27 protein-coding genes are annotated in these 17,114 nt (G+C 39.8%); 25 read left to right on the top strand and 2 right to left on the bottom strand.

Annotated features, from left to right (window positions below; all coding sequences use genetic code 11):
• The first annotated feature begins 9 nt into the window (after window positions 1-9).
• Genes M3180_RS09930 through M3180_RS09960 form a run of 7 tightly spaced genes read left to right on the top strand, consistent with a single transcriptional unit; the run spans window position 10 to window position 3,671 of the window.
• On the top strand, window positions 10-798 hold the full coding sequence (locus M3180_RS09930) for a class I SAM-dependent methyltransferase (protein ID WP_251667243.1): 789 nt from the start codon (window positions 10-12) through the stop codon (window positions 796-798).
• Between the two features lie 13 nt (window positions 799-811).
• On the top strand, window positions 812-1,177 hold the full coding sequence (locus M3180_RS09935) for a VOC family protein (protein WP_251667244.1): 366 nt from the start codon (window positions 812-814) through the stop codon (window positions 1,175-1,177).
• A gap of 14 nt (window positions 1,178-1,191) precedes the next feature.
• Window positions 1,192-1,914: a class I SAM-dependent methyltransferase gene (locus tag M3180_RS09940; protein WP_251667245.1), complete on the top strand. Its 723-nt coding sequence runs from the start codon at window positions 1,192-1,194 to the stop codon at window positions 1,912-1,914.
• Window positions 1,914-2,459, top strand: a complete 546-nt coding sequence (locus M3180_RS09945) for a GrpB family protein (RefSeq protein ID WP_251667246.1) — start codon at window positions 1,914-1,916, stop codon at window positions 2,457-2,459. The genes M3180_RS09940 and M3180_RS09945 overlap by 1 nt, the downstream gene beginning before the upstream one ends.
• Window positions 2,460-2,491: 32 nt before the next feature.
• Window positions 2,492-2,662, top strand: a complete 171-nt coding sequence (locus M3180_RS09950) for a hypothetical protein (RefSeq protein WP_251667247.1) — start codon at window positions 2,492-2,494, stop codon at window positions 2,660-2,662.
• A 58-nt stretch (window positions 2,663-2,720) separates the two neighbouring features.
• Window positions 2,721-3,179 carry a GNAT family N-acetyltransferase gene (locus tag M3180_RS09955; RefSeq protein WP_251667248.1) on the top strand — a complete coding sequence of 153 codons (459 nt, stop codon included), beginning with the start codon at window positions 2,721-2,723 and terminating at the stop codon, window positions 3,177-3,179.
• A gap of 33 nt (window positions 3,180-3,212) precedes the next feature.
• A complete protein-coding gene (locus M3180_RS09960; protein ID WP_251667249.1) occupies window positions 3,213-3,671 on the top strand; it encodes a hypothetical protein in 459 nt (152 codons plus the stop codon).
• Window positions 3,672-3,872: 201 nt separating this feature from the next.
• On the opposite strand, the gene M3180_RS09965 is transcribed toward M3180_RS09960, so the two are convergent.
• Entirely contained in the window at window positions 3,873-4,280 is a 408-nt protein-coding gene (locus tag M3180_RS09965; protein ID WP_251667250.1) for a hypothetical protein, read from the bottom strand.
• 104 nt (window positions 4,281-4,384) lie between these two features.
• Between M3180_RS09965 and M3180_RS09970 the strand changes: the two genes are divergently transcribed.
• From M3180_RS09970 to M3180_RS10040, 15 genes are all read left to right on the top strand, one after another.
• A complete protein-coding gene (locus tag M3180_RS09970) occupies window positions 4,385-5,329 on the top strand; it encodes an acetamidase/formamidase family protein (RefSeq protein WP_349774475.1) in 945 nt (314 codons plus the stop codon).
• A gap of 33 nt (window positions 5,330-5,362) precedes the next feature.
• Complete coding sequence (locus M3180_RS09975) at window positions 5,363-6,061, top strand: metallophosphoesterase (protein WP_251667251.1); 699 nt, start codon at window positions 5,363-5,365, stop codon at window positions 6,059-6,061.
• Between the two features lie 12 nt (window positions 6,062-6,073).
• Complete coding sequence (locus M3180_RS09980; protein WP_251667252.1) at window positions 6,074-6,478, top strand: hypothetical protein; 405 nt, start codon at window positions 6,074-6,076, stop codon at window positions 6,476-6,478.
• A 5-nt stretch (window positions 6,479-6,483) separates the two neighbouring features.
• Complete coding sequence (locus tag M3180_RS22900) at window positions 6,484-6,876, top strand: zinc ribbon domain-containing protein (RefSeq protein WP_349774476.1); 393 nt, start codon at window positions 6,484-6,486, stop codon at window positions 6,874-6,876.
• 4 nt (window positions 6,877-6,880) lie between these two features.
• Window positions 6,881-7,426, top strand: a complete 546-nt coding sequence (locus tag M3180_RS09990; protein WP_251667253.1) for a nucleotidyltransferase family protein — start codon at window positions 6,881-6,883, stop codon at window positions 7,424-7,426.
• Window positions 7,427-7,435: 9 nt separating this feature from the next.
• Window positions 7,436-8,140, top strand: a complete 705-nt coding sequence (locus M3180_RS09995) for an HAD family hydrolase (RefSeq protein WP_251667254.1) — start codon at window positions 7,436-7,438, stop codon at window positions 8,138-8,140.
• A gap of 123 nt (window positions 8,141-8,263) precedes the next feature.
• Window positions 8,264-8,950: a polyprenyl diphosphate synthase gene (uppS, locus tag M3180_RS10000; RefSeq protein WP_251667255.1), complete on the top strand. Its 687-nt coding sequence runs from the start codon at window positions 8,264-8,266 to the stop codon at window positions 8,948-8,950.
• Between the two features lie 25 nt (window positions 8,951-8,975).
• Window positions 8,976-9,647 carry an AlkZ-related protein gene (locus M3180_RS10005; protein ID WP_251667256.1) on the top strand — a complete coding sequence of 224 codons (672 nt, stop codon included), beginning with the start codon at window positions 8,976-8,978 and terminating at the stop codon, window positions 9,645-9,647.
• Window positions 9,648-9,696: 49 nt separating this feature from the next.
• Complete coding sequence (locus M3180_RS10010) at window positions 9,697-10,335, top strand: CPBP family intramembrane glutamic endopeptidase (protein ID WP_251667257.1); 639 nt, start codon at window positions 9,697-9,699, stop codon at window positions 10,333-10,335.
• Window positions 10,336-10,337: 2 nt separating this feature from the next.
• A complete protein-coding gene (locus M3180_RS10015; RefSeq protein WP_251667475.1) occupies window positions 10,338-11,174 on the top strand; it encodes an inositol monophosphatase family protein in 837 nt (278 codons plus the stop codon).
• Window positions 11,175-11,185: 11 nt separating this feature from the next.
• Complete coding sequence (locus M3180_RS10020) at window positions 11,186-11,788, top strand: histidine phosphatase family protein (protein ID WP_251667258.1); 603 nt, start codon at window positions 11,186-11,188, stop codon at window positions 11,786-11,788.
• A complete protein-coding gene (locus M3180_RS10025; protein WP_251667259.1) occupies window positions 11,733-12,197 on the top strand; it encodes a RidA family protein in 465 nt (154 codons plus the stop codon). The genes M3180_RS10020 and M3180_RS10025 overlap by 56 nt, the downstream gene beginning before the upstream one ends.
• Before the next feature lie 21 nt (window positions 12,198-12,218).
• The gene (locus M3180_RS10030; RefSeq protein ID WP_251667260.1) at window positions 12,219-12,677 is read left to right on the top strand and encodes a GNAT family N-acetyltransferase; all 459 of its coding nucleotides are present in this window, start codon (window positions 12,219-12,221) and stop codon (window positions 12,675-12,677) included.
• A gap of 135 nt (window positions 12,678-12,812) precedes the next feature.
• Window positions 12,813-13,688, top strand: a complete 876-nt coding sequence (locus M3180_RS10035; RefSeq protein WP_251667261.1) for an alpha/beta fold hydrolase — start codon at window positions 12,813-12,815, stop codon at window positions 13,686-13,688.
• Window positions 13,689-13,735: 47 nt separating this feature from the next.
• On the top strand, window positions 13,736-14,548 hold the full coding sequence (locus M3180_RS10040) for a hypothetical protein (RefSeq protein WP_251667262.1): 813 nt from the start codon (window positions 13,736-13,738) through the stop codon (window positions 14,546-14,548).
• 61 nt (window positions 14,549-14,609) lie between these two features.
• Here the strand turns inward: M3180_RS10040 and M3180_RS10045 are convergent, their stop codons facing one another.
• The gene (locus tag M3180_RS10045; protein WP_251667263.1) at window positions 14,610-15,293 is read right to left on the bottom strand and encodes a class I SAM-dependent methyltransferase; all 684 of its coding nucleotides are present in this window, start codon (window positions 15,291-15,293) and stop codon (window positions 14,610-14,612) included.
• 131 nt (window positions 15,294-15,424) lie between these two features.
• Between M3180_RS10045 and M3180_RS10050 the strand changes: the two genes are divergently transcribed.
• The 3 genes from M3180_RS10050 to M3180_RS10060 are packed head-to-tail and all read left to right on the top strand — an operon-like array spanning window position 15,425 to window position 17,111.
• Entirely contained in the window at window positions 15,425-16,045 is a 621-nt protein-coding gene (locus M3180_RS10050) for an NUDIX hydrolase (protein ID WP_251667264.1), read from the top strand.
• 7 nt (window positions 16,046-16,052) lie between these two features.
• A complete protein-coding gene (locus M3180_RS10055) occupies window positions 16,053-16,700 on the top strand; it encodes a hypothetical protein (RefSeq protein WP_251667265.1) in 648 nt (215 codons plus the stop codon).
• A 27-nt stretch (window positions 16,701-16,727) separates the two neighbouring features.
• Complete coding sequence (locus M3180_RS10060) at window positions 16,728-17,111, top strand: glyoxalase superfamily protein (RefSeq protein WP_251667266.1); 384 nt, start codon at window positions 16,728-16,730, stop codon at window positions 17,109-17,111.
• The last annotated feature ends 3 nt before the right edge of the window (window positions 17,112-17,114 follow it).

The following is a 17,114-nucleotide window of genomic DNA, read 5'->3' on the forward strand; positions in this document are numbered from 1 at the left end:
GAATTTACAATGAAGAGAGTTAATTTTGGCCACGTAGCACATGACTATGCGAAATATCGCGATGAGCTGCCGAGTATCATCTTTCAGCAGCTTCTTGAAAGAAACATCAGCTTTAAAGGCAAGTACGTACTAGACTTAGGGTCTGGAAGTGGGATTTTTAGCAGAGCTATGTCGCAGCAAGGCGCTACGGTAACAGGAATAGAGCCAGAACAAAATCTAATTAATCAAGCTGAGATAATGGATCAATCCATCGGGCAAACCATTAAGTATATTCATACGAGTGCTGAGAGCATGTCATTAGTTCATAATTCGATCGATCAATATGACATGATTACGGCATTAAGATCATGGCACTGGTTTAACCGGGATATCGTCAATCATGTAGTTATGCAACATCTCAGGAAGCAAGGATATCTCATTGTTATTCATTCAGCATTCGTTCCTCAGCATTCACAAGAAGCTCAGGAAACTATCAGAGCTATAAAGGAATGTATCCCTGATTTGAAGCCTGCTGGCTCCATGGGAGAGGCTAAAGAACGTAGAAATGGGCTTCCAGTTAATTGGTTTGGTGAATGGGAAAGGATTGGTTTTCGGATAATCGACGAGTGGCAATATGACTATCAGCTAGTTTTTGGAATAGATGAATGGTGCGGTAAGGTGCGATCACTGTCATGGTTAACGAACGAGAATGAGGAAGTAAAGGGAAGGATTATGAATAAGGTTAAGGAATATTTGATTTCATACTCTGAGCCGTTAAGCATTCCGCATCAATATTCGGTTGTCATCCTACAAAAATAAGGGAGAGATATAGATGTCATTTATTAACGAGATGCACTATTTCAGATTACCAGTAGCGAACCTTGAAGAAGCCATTAGCTGGTATACGACCTGTTTAGGGCTGAAGCTTCGTAGAAGGAAGGATGACGAACTAGCAGTGATGGAGCTACCCGAAGGTCCGCTGCTAATTTTAGTAAAGGCAGATGAAGGGTTTATAGGCCATTTTACCGCAGACGGCATCGAACAATTTTCGATCGGCTTTACTTGTCCAGACATCCATACGTTTTATTCTCATTTAGTAGAGCAAGAGGTAAGAGTGGAAGAGATGCAAGAGGATGAGGGGCATTATTATTTCTGCTTTTATGATTTGTGTGGTAATAAGCTGCAAGCCCATTGGTAATAGGAGGACGCGAGATGAATCGCCTTCAGCTGATAAGGAAAAGCGAGAGAGAGTATCATGACCATTGTTATGAGCATGATGAGTTATTCAAGCCAGGATCATGGCTGCATAAACCAGTCAAGACGGTAATGGAGCTCCTTCCGATGCTTGAACATAACAAGGACGTAAATGTGCTTGATTTAGGTAGTGGTGTTGGCAGGAATAGTATACCGATTGCGGATTATTATAAAGAGAAGGCTGGAAAAGTTGTATGTGTCGATTTTCTGGAGTCTGCGATTAAGAAGCTAGGGCAATATAGTGAGCAGTATAATGTTAGCCATAAAATTCATCCTGTCCTGTCAGATATATCAGAATACTCTATTCCACATAACGAATTTCATTTGATAGTCTCGGTGTCAGCACTGGAGCATGTCGATTCTGAGAGAACCTTTGATGAGGTAATCGAGAATATGATTCTCGGTACACAGATTGACGGGATAAACTGTATCATCATCAGCACAGGAATTAAGGAAACGATGATCGATACAGGTGAAAGCATAGAGCCGATGTATGAAATATTGTTCGAAACAAATCACTTAATCGAAAAGCTTGAGCGGGTATATAAAGGCTGGCATCACATCAAGCTTACAGTTAGGCCTTATGCTATTGAGATTGTAAGAGAAGGTCAACGAGTTAGATTAGAAAGTGATGTCGTCACTTGGGTAGTCCAAAATGTGTGCTGCAGGGAGATTAATTGATGGAAGATCAGTGGAGAATAGCTCCATACAATACGGAATGGATCACGTTATTCGATGATATAGGTACTCAGCTGAGAGAGGTATTGCAGGAGCAAGCTGTTCGAATCGATCATGTTGGCTCTACATCAATTGCAGGTCTCGAAGCTAAACCGATCATTGATATTCAAATATCTGTTGTAAATTTTGAGGATGTCTTTAGTTATAAGTCAAATATTGAATCTATCGGATTTCAACTTCGCGAAGAAAATCCAGATAAAACGAAAAGATACTTTAGAGAAATACCGGGAGAAAGAAGAACACATATCCACGTGAGGCAAGCAGGAAGCTTTTCGGAGCAGGTGACTTTGCTGTTTAGAGATTACCTAAGAGTGCACCCAGAGGATTGTCAAAGGTATGCTGAAGAAAAACATAGATTAATGAGCTTATATAAGCATGACCGACCAAAGTACGTGGAAGGCAAAGGACCTATCGTATGGGATATTATTAAACTTGCACATATATGGTCTCAAGAAGTAGGCTGGAAACCCGGCTCGTCGGATAAGTGATAAAAATAACAGGGAAACTAGGTGAAGCGGCTATGAAGGATATCTATGGATTAATTATGTTTATAGGGGGATTTCTTGGCTTAATATTAACCTATTTCTTAAGCCGGATAACCGGGGATAGTGTAATCTCGGCCATATTCTATATTGTATCTTTTCTATTGATTGTGTTTGGAATTATTAATGACAGCAAGAAAAATAAATAGAATCGCATTTTATCAATACGAGGGTTGAGCCAATATTCAAAGGAGGATGTGAAAAACAATGGCAAAGCTAACAGTGAAACAAGCGACGATCGAGCAGATCGATGATATCGCCTACTTGTTTAATGAATATCGCGTATTTTATAAGCAGGCAACGGATTTGAACGGAGCTAAGCAATTTATACTGGAACGATTCCAGCAACGGGATTCTGTTATATTTCTAGTGATAGATGAGGAAGAGAACAAAGCAATCGGCTTTACGCAGCTTTATCCGTCGCACTCCTCTGTTTCGATGAAACGAATATGGATATTGAATGACTTATATGTGCTTGAATCACATCGAAAGCAAGGTGTTGCCTCACTACTGCTAGAGGAAGCAAGAAGCTATGGCGTATTAACAAATGCAGCAAGAATCAGCCTTTCTACCGCTATAAATAATGAAACTGCACAGAAGCTCTATGAACAAAAGGGATATCGGAAAGATAATGAGTACTACCATTATTCATATGAGCTGCATTAACAAATGTAAACATGCAATAGAAGGGAGTTTCAAGTGAAGGAACGCAACCTAAGAATATTACTTATATTTTTGTTGTTGATATCCGTACTGATTAATATTAGTTATTACATGAAAGATAAGCATGCTGTTAGTCAAAAAAGATGGCATAGTGAACAAGACTTGGAGTTTATTGCACTTGTCGGTAATAACTTAGCCAATCATTTAGAGAACTTCTTGAATTATTCCATTGAAGCAGTAACTGACCAAGATATTGAAAGTAATGAAGAGCGGCATTTGCTACAAACTGATATGTGGAGAGTTGCTCATGGAGAGAGTAACAACATTAGCTATTATTTGGCAAGATTGAGCCCACATCTCATGAAAGATTTAAGACCGAAGTGGAGCCTCCTTATTCATAGCCTACATCGTGTTAATGGAATCTTAAGTGGACTAAATACAGACTTTCTAGTACAAAGATCATATGACATTAGTGATGAAAAGCTGAGCAATTAGATGCTATTATTATGGTGTTTCGAAAGCTATATGAAGCGGTAGAGAGTGGAGCCCCGCACCCCGTCCTAGTTATTGATGAGTTAACAGAACAGATGATGATCATAGATCAAAATTACGCTGAAATAGTAGAAAGAGTTGAACCGAAATAAATTAACTTACTTTTAGAGTGTTTAGTTACGATCACTTCAGCAAGCTATACCATTAATCCACAAGCTTCCTTGTCTTTAATTCTTTCACGGTATACATATAACCTTCTTGCTCATTATTCATAACCATCTGCACGATCTCGTCATGATGAATTGCCTTTACTTCAACTGTAATATTGTATACGGTTGCTCCACCACTCGCTGATGCTTTGCGGTCGGCATCTGTAGGAAAAAGGATGTTACCAGTTATATAGGACTCAATGTTGATGATTTTTACTTCGTCAAATTGCGGGTATTCCTCTTGATAGAGCTCTTGAAGCGATTGATATATCGTAGCATGCAGCTGCTGAAGCAATGCTTGCTCTAATAGGTACGCTCTAGATTCAGTATTAGCAGTGGCTCGAGGAATGGCTGTAAGCAGTATCATGAGTATAAAGATGCAGCATAGTATACGTTGGTTCATTCGCATTTTTCATCACCGCCGCTATAGATTGTTTCCAACTGGAGTGAAATTATTCTAGCAGCATTGCCTAAGTCAATTTATCCCACGAAATAAAAGGAGGATTAATGATGGCAGTTTATACAATTAACGCTACTCGAAATAATCTATACGGATCACTGTCTGCTGAATTTGAACCGTCACTAACGATTAAGTCTGGAGATACCGTTCGATATTCATGTTTTGATGCGGGCTGGGGAACAGCGTCTGAGGAAGGAAAGCGAATAAAGCCATTTGACAGAAGAGATGGATTAGATCCAGGACACGCACTTAGTGGACCGATCAAGATAAAAGAGGCAAAAAAAGGGATGGTTCTAGAGGTAAAAATTAATGACATTATTCCTGGCCCATATGGATTTAATTCTGCAGGTGAGTATCCGAATTGGCAGAACCAAAAGCTTAACCTAACACAATATAAAGAAATAACGCTTAATTGGACACTAGATCGTCAAAATATGGTCGGTGTCACGGAGATCAATGGTCGCACATTTTACGTAGGCTTATACCCATTTATGGGTATCTATGCAATGCCGCCAGAGGAAGCGGGTATACATAGTACTTGGCCGCCACGTTTCTGCGGTGGAAATATAGATTGCAAAGAATTAACGAAAGGCAGTGTATTATATTTGCCTATTCCAGTAGATGGAGGTTACTTCTTTGTCGGGGATGGGCATGCCGCACAAGGGGATGGTGAGATTAGCTGTCAGGCCATTGAATGTCCGATGGAGCTAGTCGATCTTACATTTACCGTACATCAAGATATGAGTCTTAACATGCCAATAGCCAATACACCAAGTGGCTGGATATGCTTCGGGTTTCACGAAGATTTGAATGAAGCAACCGTACAAGCGATGGATGAAATGCTTAAGCTGATGTGCAAGCTTTATAACGTCAATCGTGTTGAAGCGATTGCGCTCGCAAGTACAATAGTTGATTTAAGAATTACTCAGGTTGTTAACGGTGTTAAAGGTGTTCATTCTATACTCGCTCACGGAGCATTGCGATCACATTAGTGAATTACCTAGCCATCTAATAGGAGAAAAAACATGAGAACGATAATGATTAGTGATATTCATGGATGCTTGGATGAATTGAACGCACTGCTTCATGCGGTAGAGTACAGCCCTGTGCGTGATAAGTTAGTACTGCTTGGCGATTACGTAGATAGGGGCCCGAAAAGTAAAGAGGTAGTAGAACAGATTATGCAATTAGTGAATGAACACGGAGCTATTGCTATAAAAGGTAATCACGATCAACGGCTGGCAGACTTAATTCACAATCGAGACGTAAAAGAAAAGTTCATCGAGCACGGCGGATTAGAAACAATTACTAGCTACACGAATAGCAAGGATTTTACGCTAGAGGAAGCAATGGAATTTATCCGAGACAATTATTTCGACCATATTCACTTCTTATCGTCGTTGCCATTGTATTATGAGGATCAGGATCATATTTACGTACATGCAGGAATTAATCCTTCTGTTGCGGATTGGAGACTTACATCGAAACATGACTTTCTCTATATTAAGGAGCTGTTTATTCGTAACAAAACAACGGTGAAGGATAGGAAGATAGTTTTTGGTCATACCAAAACCATCGATATTCATGGTACGCCAGATGTTTGGTTTTCAGACGATAAGATTGGGATCGATGGAGGTTGCGCTTACGGATTACAGTTAAATGCCTTAATATTTAATGGTACTAAATACGAGAATTTTTCAATAAAGAAGGCTAACATTGTATAAAAAGGAGATGCGATGAAACGTATTCTACTCCTCCTCATACTATTGTTATTAGCTGCATGTCAGAGCAACAACGAAGCGACATTATTACCGATCACCATCGAAGAAGCATATCCAGGTAATATGATGGATGTTACCATGATTGAGCTTATTGATGGGAGCTCGGGTGAACGAGTAAAACTGACGCGCAAAAGTGAAATCGATAGCTTGTTACATGATATAAAAGATTTGGTCTTGGAGCCTGATCCTAATCAAGAAGGTAGAGTGGGATACCTTTATAGATTGGTACTATACGAGGAAGAGCGGTTGACGCTCGATTTTTTACCGACTGCCATGAACGAGACGTATTATTTGTTGAATGAGCAGCTGCACGGCATATTACAGCAGTTGTACACCGAGAAATTTAATAAAAAGGAGTGATCTCTGTGATCCAATGTCCTTGGTGCAGTAACCATGTTCAATTAGTTCATTCCACTTGTCCAGAATGTAAACACATAGTTTTACCTGAGCATTTAGATGAAACGCTTAACGGAGATCATCAACAAGAAAATGATACTAACGATTATAGTCATCTTGATGTGAAAGAGATACTTATGAATAGGTTTCATTGCTCAAAGTGTAAGCATGATGAGTGTAACGTGAAAGAGGTAGCGATGACTGGAACAGGCTTGAGTAAGCTATTAGATATTCAGCATCAGCATTTTCTGTTTGTTTCATGCTTGAACTGTGGAATTACAGAGATCTATGATCCAGATGTGTTAAGAGGAACGAAATCTGGTCAATTAGGCACGATTATGGATGTGTTATTTGGAGGCTAGAGTAATGCAGCTAGAGACGAAGCTAATAGATATTATGCGTACGAACGAGAATGTAATGGAAGATTTACAGCTTGTACAACAACTGAATATACCTCATTGGTGGATAGCTGCTGGCTATGTTAGGAACTATGTATGGGATTACTTACACGGCTATGAGCAGAACACTCCGCTCAATGATGTGGATATTGTCTACTATGACCCAAATAATATATCAATGAGTCTCGAAACGGAGCTAGAAGCTAGCTTACTAGAGAAAAAGCCAATGTATCAATGGTCAATTAAGAATCAAGCTAGAATGCATGTGAAGAACAACGTCCATCCCTTTGAGAGTGTTGAGGATTCCATGAAACGATGGCCGGAAACAGCGACAGCTGTAGGAATTACATTAAGCGATACCAATGAGATAAGGGTCATCGCACCGCATGGCTTAGACGATTTATTTAATCTAGTCGTTCGAAAAAGCGAATTCTTTAGAGATGAAGCTTATTACCGTGAGCGCGTACGATCTAAGGGGTGGAGTACATATTGGCCCAAGCTGATGATTACATAGGGGGGCGCGATGATGGTTGTCGGTGTTAAAGCTATATTTTTTGACTTGTTCGAAACATTAGTCACTGAATTTTCTGAAGGGAAACGTATATCCGAAAGAGCTTATGATTACCCAAGGCTCCTTGGTTTATCTCATGAGCAATATAAGAAGGAGTGGAGACTCCGAAGTCAGGCAAGAATGACGGGAGCATTTCTAGACTATCCTGCTGTCGTTAAAGACATATTAGCTGGCTACGGAATAGACAACAAGGAAGAGGAGATTTATTATTTATATGAAGAGAGAATCAAGGAGAAGAAAATTCCTTTTTATCAACCTCAGCAAGAAGTGATGACGATGCTTGCAGAGCTGAAAAGCAGAGGCTTCAAGCTAGGCTTAATTAGTAATTGCACCGAGGAAGAAGTTAGACTATGGGATCAGTGCGAGCTAGCCAAGTATATGGATCTTGTTATTTTCTCCTATCAAGCAGGGCTAGCTAAGCCAGATCGTGAAATATATAAGCTAGCATGTGATCAATTACAGGTTGAACCAGCTGAAGCTATGTTTGTCGGCGATGGCGGCTCTAGCGAACTAGAAGGTGCAGAACGAGCAGGGTTAACACCAGTACATGCTGTATGGTTCAATACTCATATTAGCAGCAACTATATTAAGCTGAATAAACCAGCTGAACTGCTGGATCTGGATTTCATTACATCTGGAGTTCATCATATAAAATAACATAACAATCATAGACGCTCACCTTGGACGAAAGCTCATTAAGGTGAGCGTTTTGCGTGTGTGGGATGACCTCGATTAGATATGAGTGGTTATTTTCGGAGATTAATGAAGGGTGGTCAAGTAATGGTAGCGGTAATTCCAAAAGAAATCGAACATATAGCTATTATGATGGATGGAAACGGACGTTGGGCGAAAAAACGAGGATTGCCAAGATCAGCCGGTCACTTTGCTGGTATGCAAACGATGCGAAAAATCATCCGTGATTGTCATGACTTAAAATTAAAATATGTTACGCTATATGCCTTCTCATCAGAAAACTGGAGACGCCCACCTGAGGAAGTGGAATACATTCTAAGCTTACCAATGAAATTTTTAGATGAAGCCACTTTAAATGAATTCGATCGAAATAATGTGCGCGTTAAGTTTATCGGGGACACCACTAAATTTCCCAAACAATTAATTGAATCATTTTTTGCTATCGAAGAACGAACAAAGAACAATAACGGAATGGTCGTTAACTTTGCTATGAATTATGGCGGGAGAATGGAAATCGTGAATGCAGTAAAAAAGATAGTATCCGATAACATTGCTCCAGAATCGTTAACCCAAGAGGTAATTGAAAGCTACTTATATACTGAAGGACAACCAATGCCTGATTTAATCATTAGGACAAGTGGTGAACAAAGAATCAGCAATTTTTTGTTATGGCAATGTTCAAGTGCCAGCTTATGGTTCACTAAAACGCTATGGCCTGATTTTACAAAAACTTTATTATTAGAAGCTATTGAAGACTGTAGAATTTCAATATAAAAATATCAATAAAGGATGAGATACTATGCCACCGATAAGCTACGAGCAATTTATACAATTAGTAGAGAAATATAAGATTTTTCCTTTCTCAGAATTTGTTCCAGAGTATCCTTCATTAACGGTTGCTGCAGCTAGCAATGACTGGCATACCGATCAGGAATCAGATCCATGGCTATGGCGCGTTCGTATTGTTCAAGATGGGATCGCCGCGTACGGTAAGTTTTTCGGATCAAAGGCGACCTTTATTCATGCACCAGCTTTCCCGCTTGTTCGGACGATACTTACATCCAACCGAGACGTACGGAAGCGTTACAACGATGGGCTAATGTCACGAACGGCTTATCAGCTTTACAACATAATAAGTGAGCATAACATTATTGACTCTCGCCGTTTACGTAAGGAAGCGGGACTAGGTGCCAAAGAGGACAAAAAGGAATATGAAAAGTCACTTGTGGAGCTTCAAAATAGTGGTGACATCGTCATCACAGGAGCTGTGAAACAGAATGAAGATGTAGAGGGCTGGAGCAGTATGTGTTATCAGCCTTCCGAGCTTTGGTTGAATTCCTTGCATATCAATGAAGCTAATCTTTCAGCAGAAGAGGCTAAGCAATTGCTCAGCGCACAACTGATCGAGAACTGTTCGACGAAAGCCTATCGTTATTTTGCGAAAAAGTTGCAGCTTGACGCTGGCAAGTAACTTACTTTCTCTCGAAATCAACATTCGACTAAAAAGGGGAAGGGGTTGTTTGCTGTTGCTGTTGGTTGCATTAGCCGTATCCATATTGCTTACGTGGTCCTATAAATTAGTTGAATATTGCTACAAATTAGGCGGAGGTACGCTACAGTCACGCTATGTTCTCTATACATGGGTCGCGCTGATCTTGCTGCTTCTACCTATCTTAAAAGGTAATATTGTATTCAATCTACCTATAAACATCACTACTGTCATTCCAGCTTTAATCATTATATTTATCGTAAATTATATCGTCTCACGGTACTCAGGGTATGATCCCGTAGGTAGGTTTAACATTGTGAACTTTGCGATTACGTATCCGATTATTGAGGAGATTATTTTCCGAGGAATGTTGCTTCCTTATTTGAATCAAGCTTTAGAAACTACAGAGTTTGTTGAAATATTGTATATGCCTGTTAGTCTACCAATCATCATTACAGCTTTTTTATTCGCGATAGCACACCTGCAATACTATAAGCTCTCCTCACAAAGTATTCGGTATATGTTGTTTGCTTTTATAGGTGGGATCTTTTTCGGAGCTATCGCGGACCTTACTCAGTCCATTATGTTTACATTGCTGCTCCATATTGAATTTAACGTATTAGCCATATACTTTGCTAAAAAACATAAAAATAAGATAAGAGGTGCATAGTGCTGGATTACAATACGATTGAACGTGCAAAAGAGTTATCTATAACGGTCATACGTCAAGCTGGTCTTATTGCTAAAGAAAAATTCGATAACTTTAATGAGATAAGTATGAAGGATCAGCATGGTGATGTCGTTACAGAGGTTGATTACCTTGCAGAGAAGATTATTATTAATGCGATACAAGAAGCATTTCCAGATCATCAGATACATAGCGAGGAAGCCGGGAGCATCGGACAAGAGAACGATTGGTTATGGCTAATCGATCCATTAGACGGTACGAACAATTTTGCAATAGGACTTCCTATATTTACGACATCCATTACATTAATGTATCAGCGAGAGCCTGTGCTTGGAGTCATCTATGAGCCGTTAACAGACCGATTGTTTGTATCGGTTATAGGCCAAGGCAGCTATTGCAACGAGCGTCCTCTGCAGGTGAGAAGTAATTCGAATCTACTTAAAGGGAATATAGGCTGGATCCAAGGTCACGTCGTACAGAATGATAGCAGAGCTACAAAGCTAAGACAGCATATCGACCTCAAATTTAAAAGAATGATGAGGCTATGGGCGCCGACCCTTCAATGGTGCATGCTCGCTAAAGGAGATATTGATGGAATTGTGCTCTATAACTCTGAAGGCGATGATTTATATTCTGGCCTTCTCATGGTGCAAGAAGCGGGTGGTGTTGTTATCGATTTTGAAGGGAATCCATTCAAAGGGATGAACGAGCAGCCATATCTCATCGCATGCCATCCAGATCATAAAGAGGATCTACTAGCTATCGTCAGAGAAGGGCTAAGCTACCAACACCTCGAAAGTGGTAGCTTTCGTGCGAGGTGAGCGCACGTATCATGAAAATCGGAATTGTACGACATTTTAAGGTAGAAGAACATACAACGAAATACTGGATGTCGGCACAGCAGTTCAGTGAGTGGGTTGATCATTATAATCGTGCTAGCATTGAAGAAAACACAATGATAACAGCCTCAGATTGGGATTGCTGCTACTCTAGTGATATGGACAGAGCACTTCAAACGACAGAGAGGCTCTATCAAGGAAAGCCAGTCATTACTCCGCATTTAAGAGAAATCGACATTAAACCGCTGTTTCAGACGAAATTGAAGCTGCACTTAAATATGTGGCTGTTTTTAGGGAGAGCGGGCTGGATCTTTAAGCATTCTTCACAGGAGAGTAGAAGCTTAACAAGCAACAGAGCTAACCACATATTAAATGAGATCGAAGAAGGCTGTAAAGGGAGAAATGTATTAATCGTTACTCACGGGGCATTTATGATGGTTTTAAGAAAAGTTCTAATTGAGCGCGGCTATATAGGAGATAGGTTTTATAAACCGGAAAATGGAAGGGTATATATCTTCAAAAAAGAAAAGGGTGTTTATGATGGGGAGAATAGAAGAACGTTTGCTGGAGCTTGGGATCATACTGCCGAAAGCTAGCAATCCAGCAGCAAGCTATACTAACGTTGTTATTGTAAATGGACTGATGTATGTGTCAGGAAAAGGACCGACCGATCACGTCAAAGGAAAGCTTGGAAAAGAATTTACGACAGAGGATGGCTATACCTATGCAAGACAGGCCGGTCTGGAGGTTCTCGCTGTTGTCAAAGAAGAATTAGGTACACTGGACCGAGTGAAGCGAGTGGTAAAAGTACAAGGCTTCGTTAATGCCGAGCCCCAATTTGAAGAACATCACAAAGTATTAAATGGATTCTCTGAGCTTATGTATGAAGTGTTTGAACAGAAGGGAGTACATGCCAGATCCGTGCTAGGTGCAGTTTCGGTAAGGGATAATCTCCCTATTATCGTCGATACCATATTTGAAGTTGAAGATGAAATATCTAACTAACAAGCTTAAGAAGGTGATCACTTGGACAGCATTACGATTCGACCAATAACTCGAAACAATTGGGAAGATGCAATAAAGATAACGGTAGCGGAGTATCAGAAACCTTGGGTACCCTCTGTCATGGAAGGTATTGCGTATGCACATATTAAACCTTGGGATGAAGCGTTAGATCCGTATATTATAGATTTGAACGGAGCTATCATTGGATTTTTCTATTTAAGTTACACGCCGGGAAGCGAAGATAATTACTGGATTGGTGGTTTCCAAATTGCAAAGGAGTTTCAAGGTAAAGGTTACGGTAAACAAAGCATGAAGACCATAATCGACTTTATTACGCAACAGCATCCAAATTGTAAAGAGATTTCATTAACTGTAGAAAAGGCAAACGATAGAGCCCAAAGCTTGTACGAAAGCCTGTTTTTTGTTAGTGAGAATAAGACAAATGCTTACGATGAAATGATATACAAATTAATGGTATAGTTTGCAACAGACAATATGTAAGAAAGAAAAATATCCAGCATAGAAACCTACCTAAAAAGCTCATTAGGTAGGTTTCTCTTATAGATGCGACCGTAGAACAGTTTGAAAGCAATTAGGAAGAGGGTGCAGAAAGCAATGAAACGATATAAAAGTCCACTAGGCAGACAATTGATATTCGAATCCTATGACAAGCTTCTTGATGACTGGGGCGTGAGTATAAAGGAGAAGGATATAGAGACTACATATGGTCATACGCATATCATTAAAGCAGGTGATCCTCAAAATCCACCATTATTGCTATTACACGGAACGGCGGATAATTCGGCCATGATGTGGATCTATAATATTGAGCAATTAAGTGAGCACTTTTATGTCATTGCTGTCGATGCTATCGGCGGCTCTGGAAAAAGCGAGCCAAATGAGCAATACTATAAGAGCTTTAATCAGATTACTTGGATAGATGAGATTCTAGATGCGCTTAAGATCGGTAAGACTAATATATGCGGCGTATCGTATGGTGCATTTCTGGCATATTATTATACCTTAAACAGGCCTAATCGTATAAATAAAGCGATATGCTTAGCGGGTGGTATTCCCGCAGGTCAATTTGAAGTGTTTACGAAGATGATGGCTGCTTTTTTGCCGGAGGCAATGTTCCCAACGGAGAAGAGCTGCAAAAAGCTATTAAGGAAGCTTTGCGGGGCTAATTATCAATCATTTGAGAATAATGAACTATTAATGAAGCATTGGTATTATTTATTGAAGTACTTTAATAACCAATCGATGATGCAGCACAAGATCAACATCGACAATAATATGGATCTATCGGATACAAGGAGCAAGGCATTATTTATTATTGGGGAGCAAGACCGACTATCACATTACCCTAAAGCAATAAAAAGGCTTGTCCATTATGATATGAATTACAAAATTATTAAAGATGCAGGGCATGCGATTAATCATGAGCAACCAAGCCTCATTAACAAGGAAATCATGGAACATATTCTATAGAAGTGCGTATTCCTGTTAATGTACATAGCCTTAGAAAAGAGGAAAGTATGCTTAAGAAAAAGACAGTCATCTATACAGTCATCGTCATTATTATGCTGTTCGTATTAAGTAATGAATATAGAACCGTATGGAACCCACAGCTTGAGGGAAGTAGCGAGAATAACGATGGCGCCTTTCTATCGAGTCAATACTTCCATGAGCTGGAGCAATTGTATGAGCGAATCCGACTCAACAATGAACAATGGTATATTTTCGATGATGCTAAACAAGTGGCTGCGAAAGCAGTTGTAGATAAGATGATGGAAGATCTAGTGAAACAACCTGAAGCATTAATGAACCATGTAAACGATCATCTGTTCTTTGAGATGTTTGATAAAAATATAAGAAGATTAGGTGATATCACTCAAGAGATCCATTATTTTAGAAATGTATTGAACGAATACAGTGGAGCACCAGAACGATTAACCGATATGATTGAGTTAACGGCTCAAGGGAAATGGAGGCTATTTAGCGCGAGGTTTCATCGATACCATTCAGAGGACATGAATGCAGCGTTAAATGTTAAATTCATCTCAGCAGATGGACGATTTGAAGTGGTATATAACGCAGAGACAGAGGAGCTGGTCACTGATGCTGTGAATATGGGAACGTATAATTACGCACCAGGATCTTTACATCCTTTGAAATATTATAGACATTACCGGTATGATGTTGCACCATGGAAGAGATGGGGCAATGTGGAAGACGTCTCCTACGAGGATATTATGAAATTAGAGTCCAAGCATGGTACTGCTGAGGAAAAAAAGAACTCTAGCGAAATTGAAGATTGGATAAAGCAAGTGAAGAAGCAGCTTCAATAATGGCGTGATGTGACCCAGCCGAGTGTACAGTAGTCCGTTGGGCTGGGTCTTCCAGAAAAAGCTAAGTTTTTTTCGCGTACATCACTACAAAGTTGTAGTACTTATACACGCAGTCAACGTCTGAAAAGCCAGCATTAGTGAGCCACTCTAATTGCTCGTCTAGGGTGGACATTTTATCCAGCTTCGTTCGTTCATGCGCAGCAGAAATGTCTGCTTGAGATAAACCGCTATGCTCAATATAGTTGTTCCAATCTGACTTATAGAGCGAGTCTATAAAGTCAGTATGACCGAGGACTTGATCTGCATTTACAAATACACCGCCATGATTCAAGATCGAGTAAATTTTTTGGAATAGATATTTCTTTTCAGCATCGGATAAATGATGAATCGATAGAGAGGATATGACTAGATCATAGTTTTGAGGATAATTAAAAGACGAATAATCTCCAACGATATACTGGATATTAGGTACCTCTTGGTATCTAATCTTGGCAATATCGAGCATGCTCTCAGATAAATCAATTAGAGTTAACTGTGATTTAGGATATTTCTGCAGAACAAAGGAAGAAAACAAGCCCGTTCCAGCCCCCAAATCTAAAACACGAGGACAATCATTGCTAACCTCTGCCAAAGCAGTAGCGATCTTATAAAAATCATCATAGCAAGGTATGAGTTTTTTGCGCTGCTCGTCATAACTTTGAGCATGTTTATTAAATTGTGTTCTTATATGCTGTCGATCATTCATTATTACGAATCCTCCTCCCCTGTATCGTTTGTTTATATGGTATAGTAAGCAAATACGATTGTCTAATATATGGATTTAATAACAGTAATAGGTTAGAACGATCAATACCACATGGCCAAGGGAGAATAGCGATGCAATCTGAGCTAATTAATATTGTAAATGAACAACGAGAACCGATAGGTGTGGCAACTCGTGAGGAAATCCATAAACAAGGCTATTGGCATGAAGTGTTTCATTGCTGGTTAGTTAACAACATAGATAACGTCGATTATATTTACCTTCAGCTGCGAAGCGAGAAGAAGAGAGATTATCCAAACTTATTAGATATAACAGCTGCCGGACATTTATTGTCTGATGAGACAGTGGAGGATGGGGTAAGAGAAGTGAATGAGGAGCTTGGTATCGACATTTCGTATGAGGAGCTTATTTCGCTAGGCGTTGTCGATTATGAGGTGACACATGGTCAACTGATCGACAAAGAGTTTGCTCATGTACATGTCCATCGTTTCAATGGGAAGCTAGATGAGTTTACACTCCAACGAGAAGAGGTTGCAGGCGTATTTATGGTGCGTTTTGATGACTTTTACGAGATGTGGACGAGTAATAAGAACGATATCGATATTCAAGGGTTTGTGCTAGATGAACAGGGACATAGAATCGAAATGCAAAAGAACGTAGGAAGAGAGCAATTTGTCCCGCACAACGAGGTATTCTACCAGAAAATCTTAGGTCGAATAAAGGAGGTATTATAGAGCGAGCATGGAGATCAAAAATAAAAGTGGAAATGTGATTGGAAAGATACAGATTGAATCCTCTGAAAAAGATACTGCTTTAAATGAAATCGTTATGAATCTCCAGCCTGGCGAGGGAAAAGCAATTTATGTTGCGGATGCTGCTCCCGATCACCAATTTACTCAACAAACGAACTATGCGGCAACACCATGGGATCAAGGCATGGATATCTTAAAAGAAAAACTCCTTCCATGGCAGCCTCGATTTCCTAAGAAACACATTGCACAGGACATACAGATTTACTACGGATTTAATAATTTATCTCCTCAAGAAATCGAGGAGATGGCGCAGGAATGCAAAAGCACTGGAAGCAACGTTGTGATTCGAGATCTAATACCTAATAATAACATCGTTGGTGTACGAGTGATGTATGATAAATTTCTTTTTCACCTATTCGGTACGACGAAAACACGCATTCAACATTCTTATAACGGACAAGCCACAGTAACCGCACTTCATATCCGAGGCTATGATGCATTTTATATTTCTGATCCAGAATATAATAGATTACTTTGGATCGAAGAGGATGTTAACGGAAAGCCATTGCAATATGAAATCTCAGGCCAGAATATTGAGCAAAAAGATCTCATTGAGCTAGCCGAATCTTTAATTTGAATCGTACATTTAAAGGGAGGGGAAGTAATGAAGCTTAGCGGAATCATACCTATTCTTCGCATATTTGATATTACTAAGGCAAAGGAATTTTACTTAGAATACTTAGACTTTAAGCTCGACTGGGAGCATCGCTTTGAGGATGACATGCCCTTATATTTGCAAATATCCAGAGATCATACACAGCTGCATCTAAGTGAGCATCATGGAGATTGCAGCCCAGGCGCTGCAATAAGAATAGAAGTAACGGGGATACATGAATTTCATAGCAGGCTTGTAAGTAAAAACTATCGTTTCGCTAGACCTGGGCTAGAGAGCACCCCTTGGGGCAGTAAGGAATGCACGGTCACAGACCCCTTCGGCAATCGTATTATTTTCTTTGAATATGAAAAAGTGAATCAGCATGTCAGCTGACAA

This window comes from Paenibacillus camelliae (assembly GCF_023715345.1).
Classification (GTDB): domain Bacteria; phylum Bacillota; class Bacilli; order Paenibacillales; family Paenibacillaceae; genus Pristimantibacillus; species Pristimantibacillus camelliae.

Coding starts and splice junctions, on each gene's coding strand:
- M3180_RS10040 (WP_251667262.1), top strand. CDS start 13,736: ATGCTTAAGAAAAAGACAGTCATCTATACAGTCATCGTCATTATTATG.
- M3180_RS10060 (WP_251667266.1), top strand. CDS start 16,728: ATGAAGCTTAGCGGAATCATACCTATTCTTCGCATATTTGATATTACT.
- M3180_RS09970 (WP_349774475.1), top strand. CDS start 4,385: ATGATGGCAGTTTATACAATTAACGCTACTCGAAATAATCTATACGGA.
- M3180_RS09955 (WP_251667248.1), top strand. CDS start 2,721: ATGGCAAAGCTAACAGTGAAACAAGCGACGATCGAGCAGATCGATGAT.
- M3180_RS09940 (WP_251667245.1), top strand. CDS start 1,192: ATGAATCGCCTTCAGCTGATAAGGAAAAGCGAGAGAGAGTATCATGAC.
- M3180_RS10005 (WP_251667256.1), top strand. CDS start 8,976: ATGCCACCGATAAGCTACGAGCAATTTATACAATTAGTAGAGAAATAT.
- M3180_RS10025 (WP_251667259.1), top strand. CDS start 11,733: ATGGGGAGAATAGAAGAACGTTTGCTGGAGCTTGGGATCATACTGCCG.
- M3180_RS09935 (WP_251667244.1), top strand. CDS start 812: ATGTCATTTATTAACGAGATGCACTATTTCAGATTACCAGTAGCGAAC.
- M3180_RS10020 (WP_251667258.1), top strand. CDS start 11,186: ATGAAAATCGGAATTGTACGACATTTTAAGGTAGAAGAACATACAACG.
- M3180_RS09995 (WP_251667254.1), top strand. CDS start 7,436: ATGATGGTTGTCGGTGTTAAAGCTATATTTTTTGACTTGTTCGAAACA.
- uppS (WP_251667255.1), top strand. CDS start 8,264: ATGGTAGCGGTAATTCCAAAAGAAATCGAACATATAGCTATTATGATG.
- M3180_RS09980 (WP_251667252.1), top strand. CDS start 6,074: ATGAAACGTATTCTACTCCTCCTCATACTATTGTTATTAGCTGCATGT.
- M3180_RS09975 (WP_251667251.1), top strand. CDS start 5,363: ATGAGAACGATAATGATTAGTGATATTCATGGATGCTTGGATGAATTG.
- M3180_RS10055 (WP_251667265.1), top strand. CDS start 16,053: ATGGAGATCAAAAATAAAAGTGGAAATGTGATTGGAAAGATACAGATT.
- M3180_RS09930 (WP_251667243.1), top strand. CDS start 10: ATGAAGAGAGTTAATTTTGGCCACGTAGCACATGACTATGCGAAATAT.
- M3180_RS09945 (WP_251667246.1), top strand. CDS start 1,914: ATGGAAGATCAGTGGAGAATAGCTCCATACAATACGGAATGGATCACG.
- M3180_RS10045 (WP_251667263.1), bottom strand. CDS start 15,293: ATGAATGATCGACAGCATATAAGAACACAATTTAATAAACATGCTCAA.
- M3180_RS09990 (WP_251667253.1), top strand. CDS start 6,881: ATGCAGCTAGAGACGAAGCTAATAGATATTATGCGTACGAACGAGAAT.
- M3180_RS09965 (WP_251667250.1), bottom strand. CDS start 4,280: ATGAACCAACGTATACTATGCTGCATCTTTATACTCATGATACTGCTT.
- M3180_RS10035 (WP_251667261.1), top strand. CDS start 12,813: ATGAAACGATATAAAAGTCCACTAGGCAGACAATTGATATTCGAATCC.
- M3180_RS10050 (WP_251667264.1), top strand. CDS start 15,425: ATGCAATCTGAGCTAATTAATATTGTAAATGAACAACGAGAACCGATA.
- M3180_RS09950 (WP_251667247.1), top strand. CDS start 2,492: ATGAAGGATATCTATGGATTAATTATGTTTATAGGGGGATTTCTTGGC.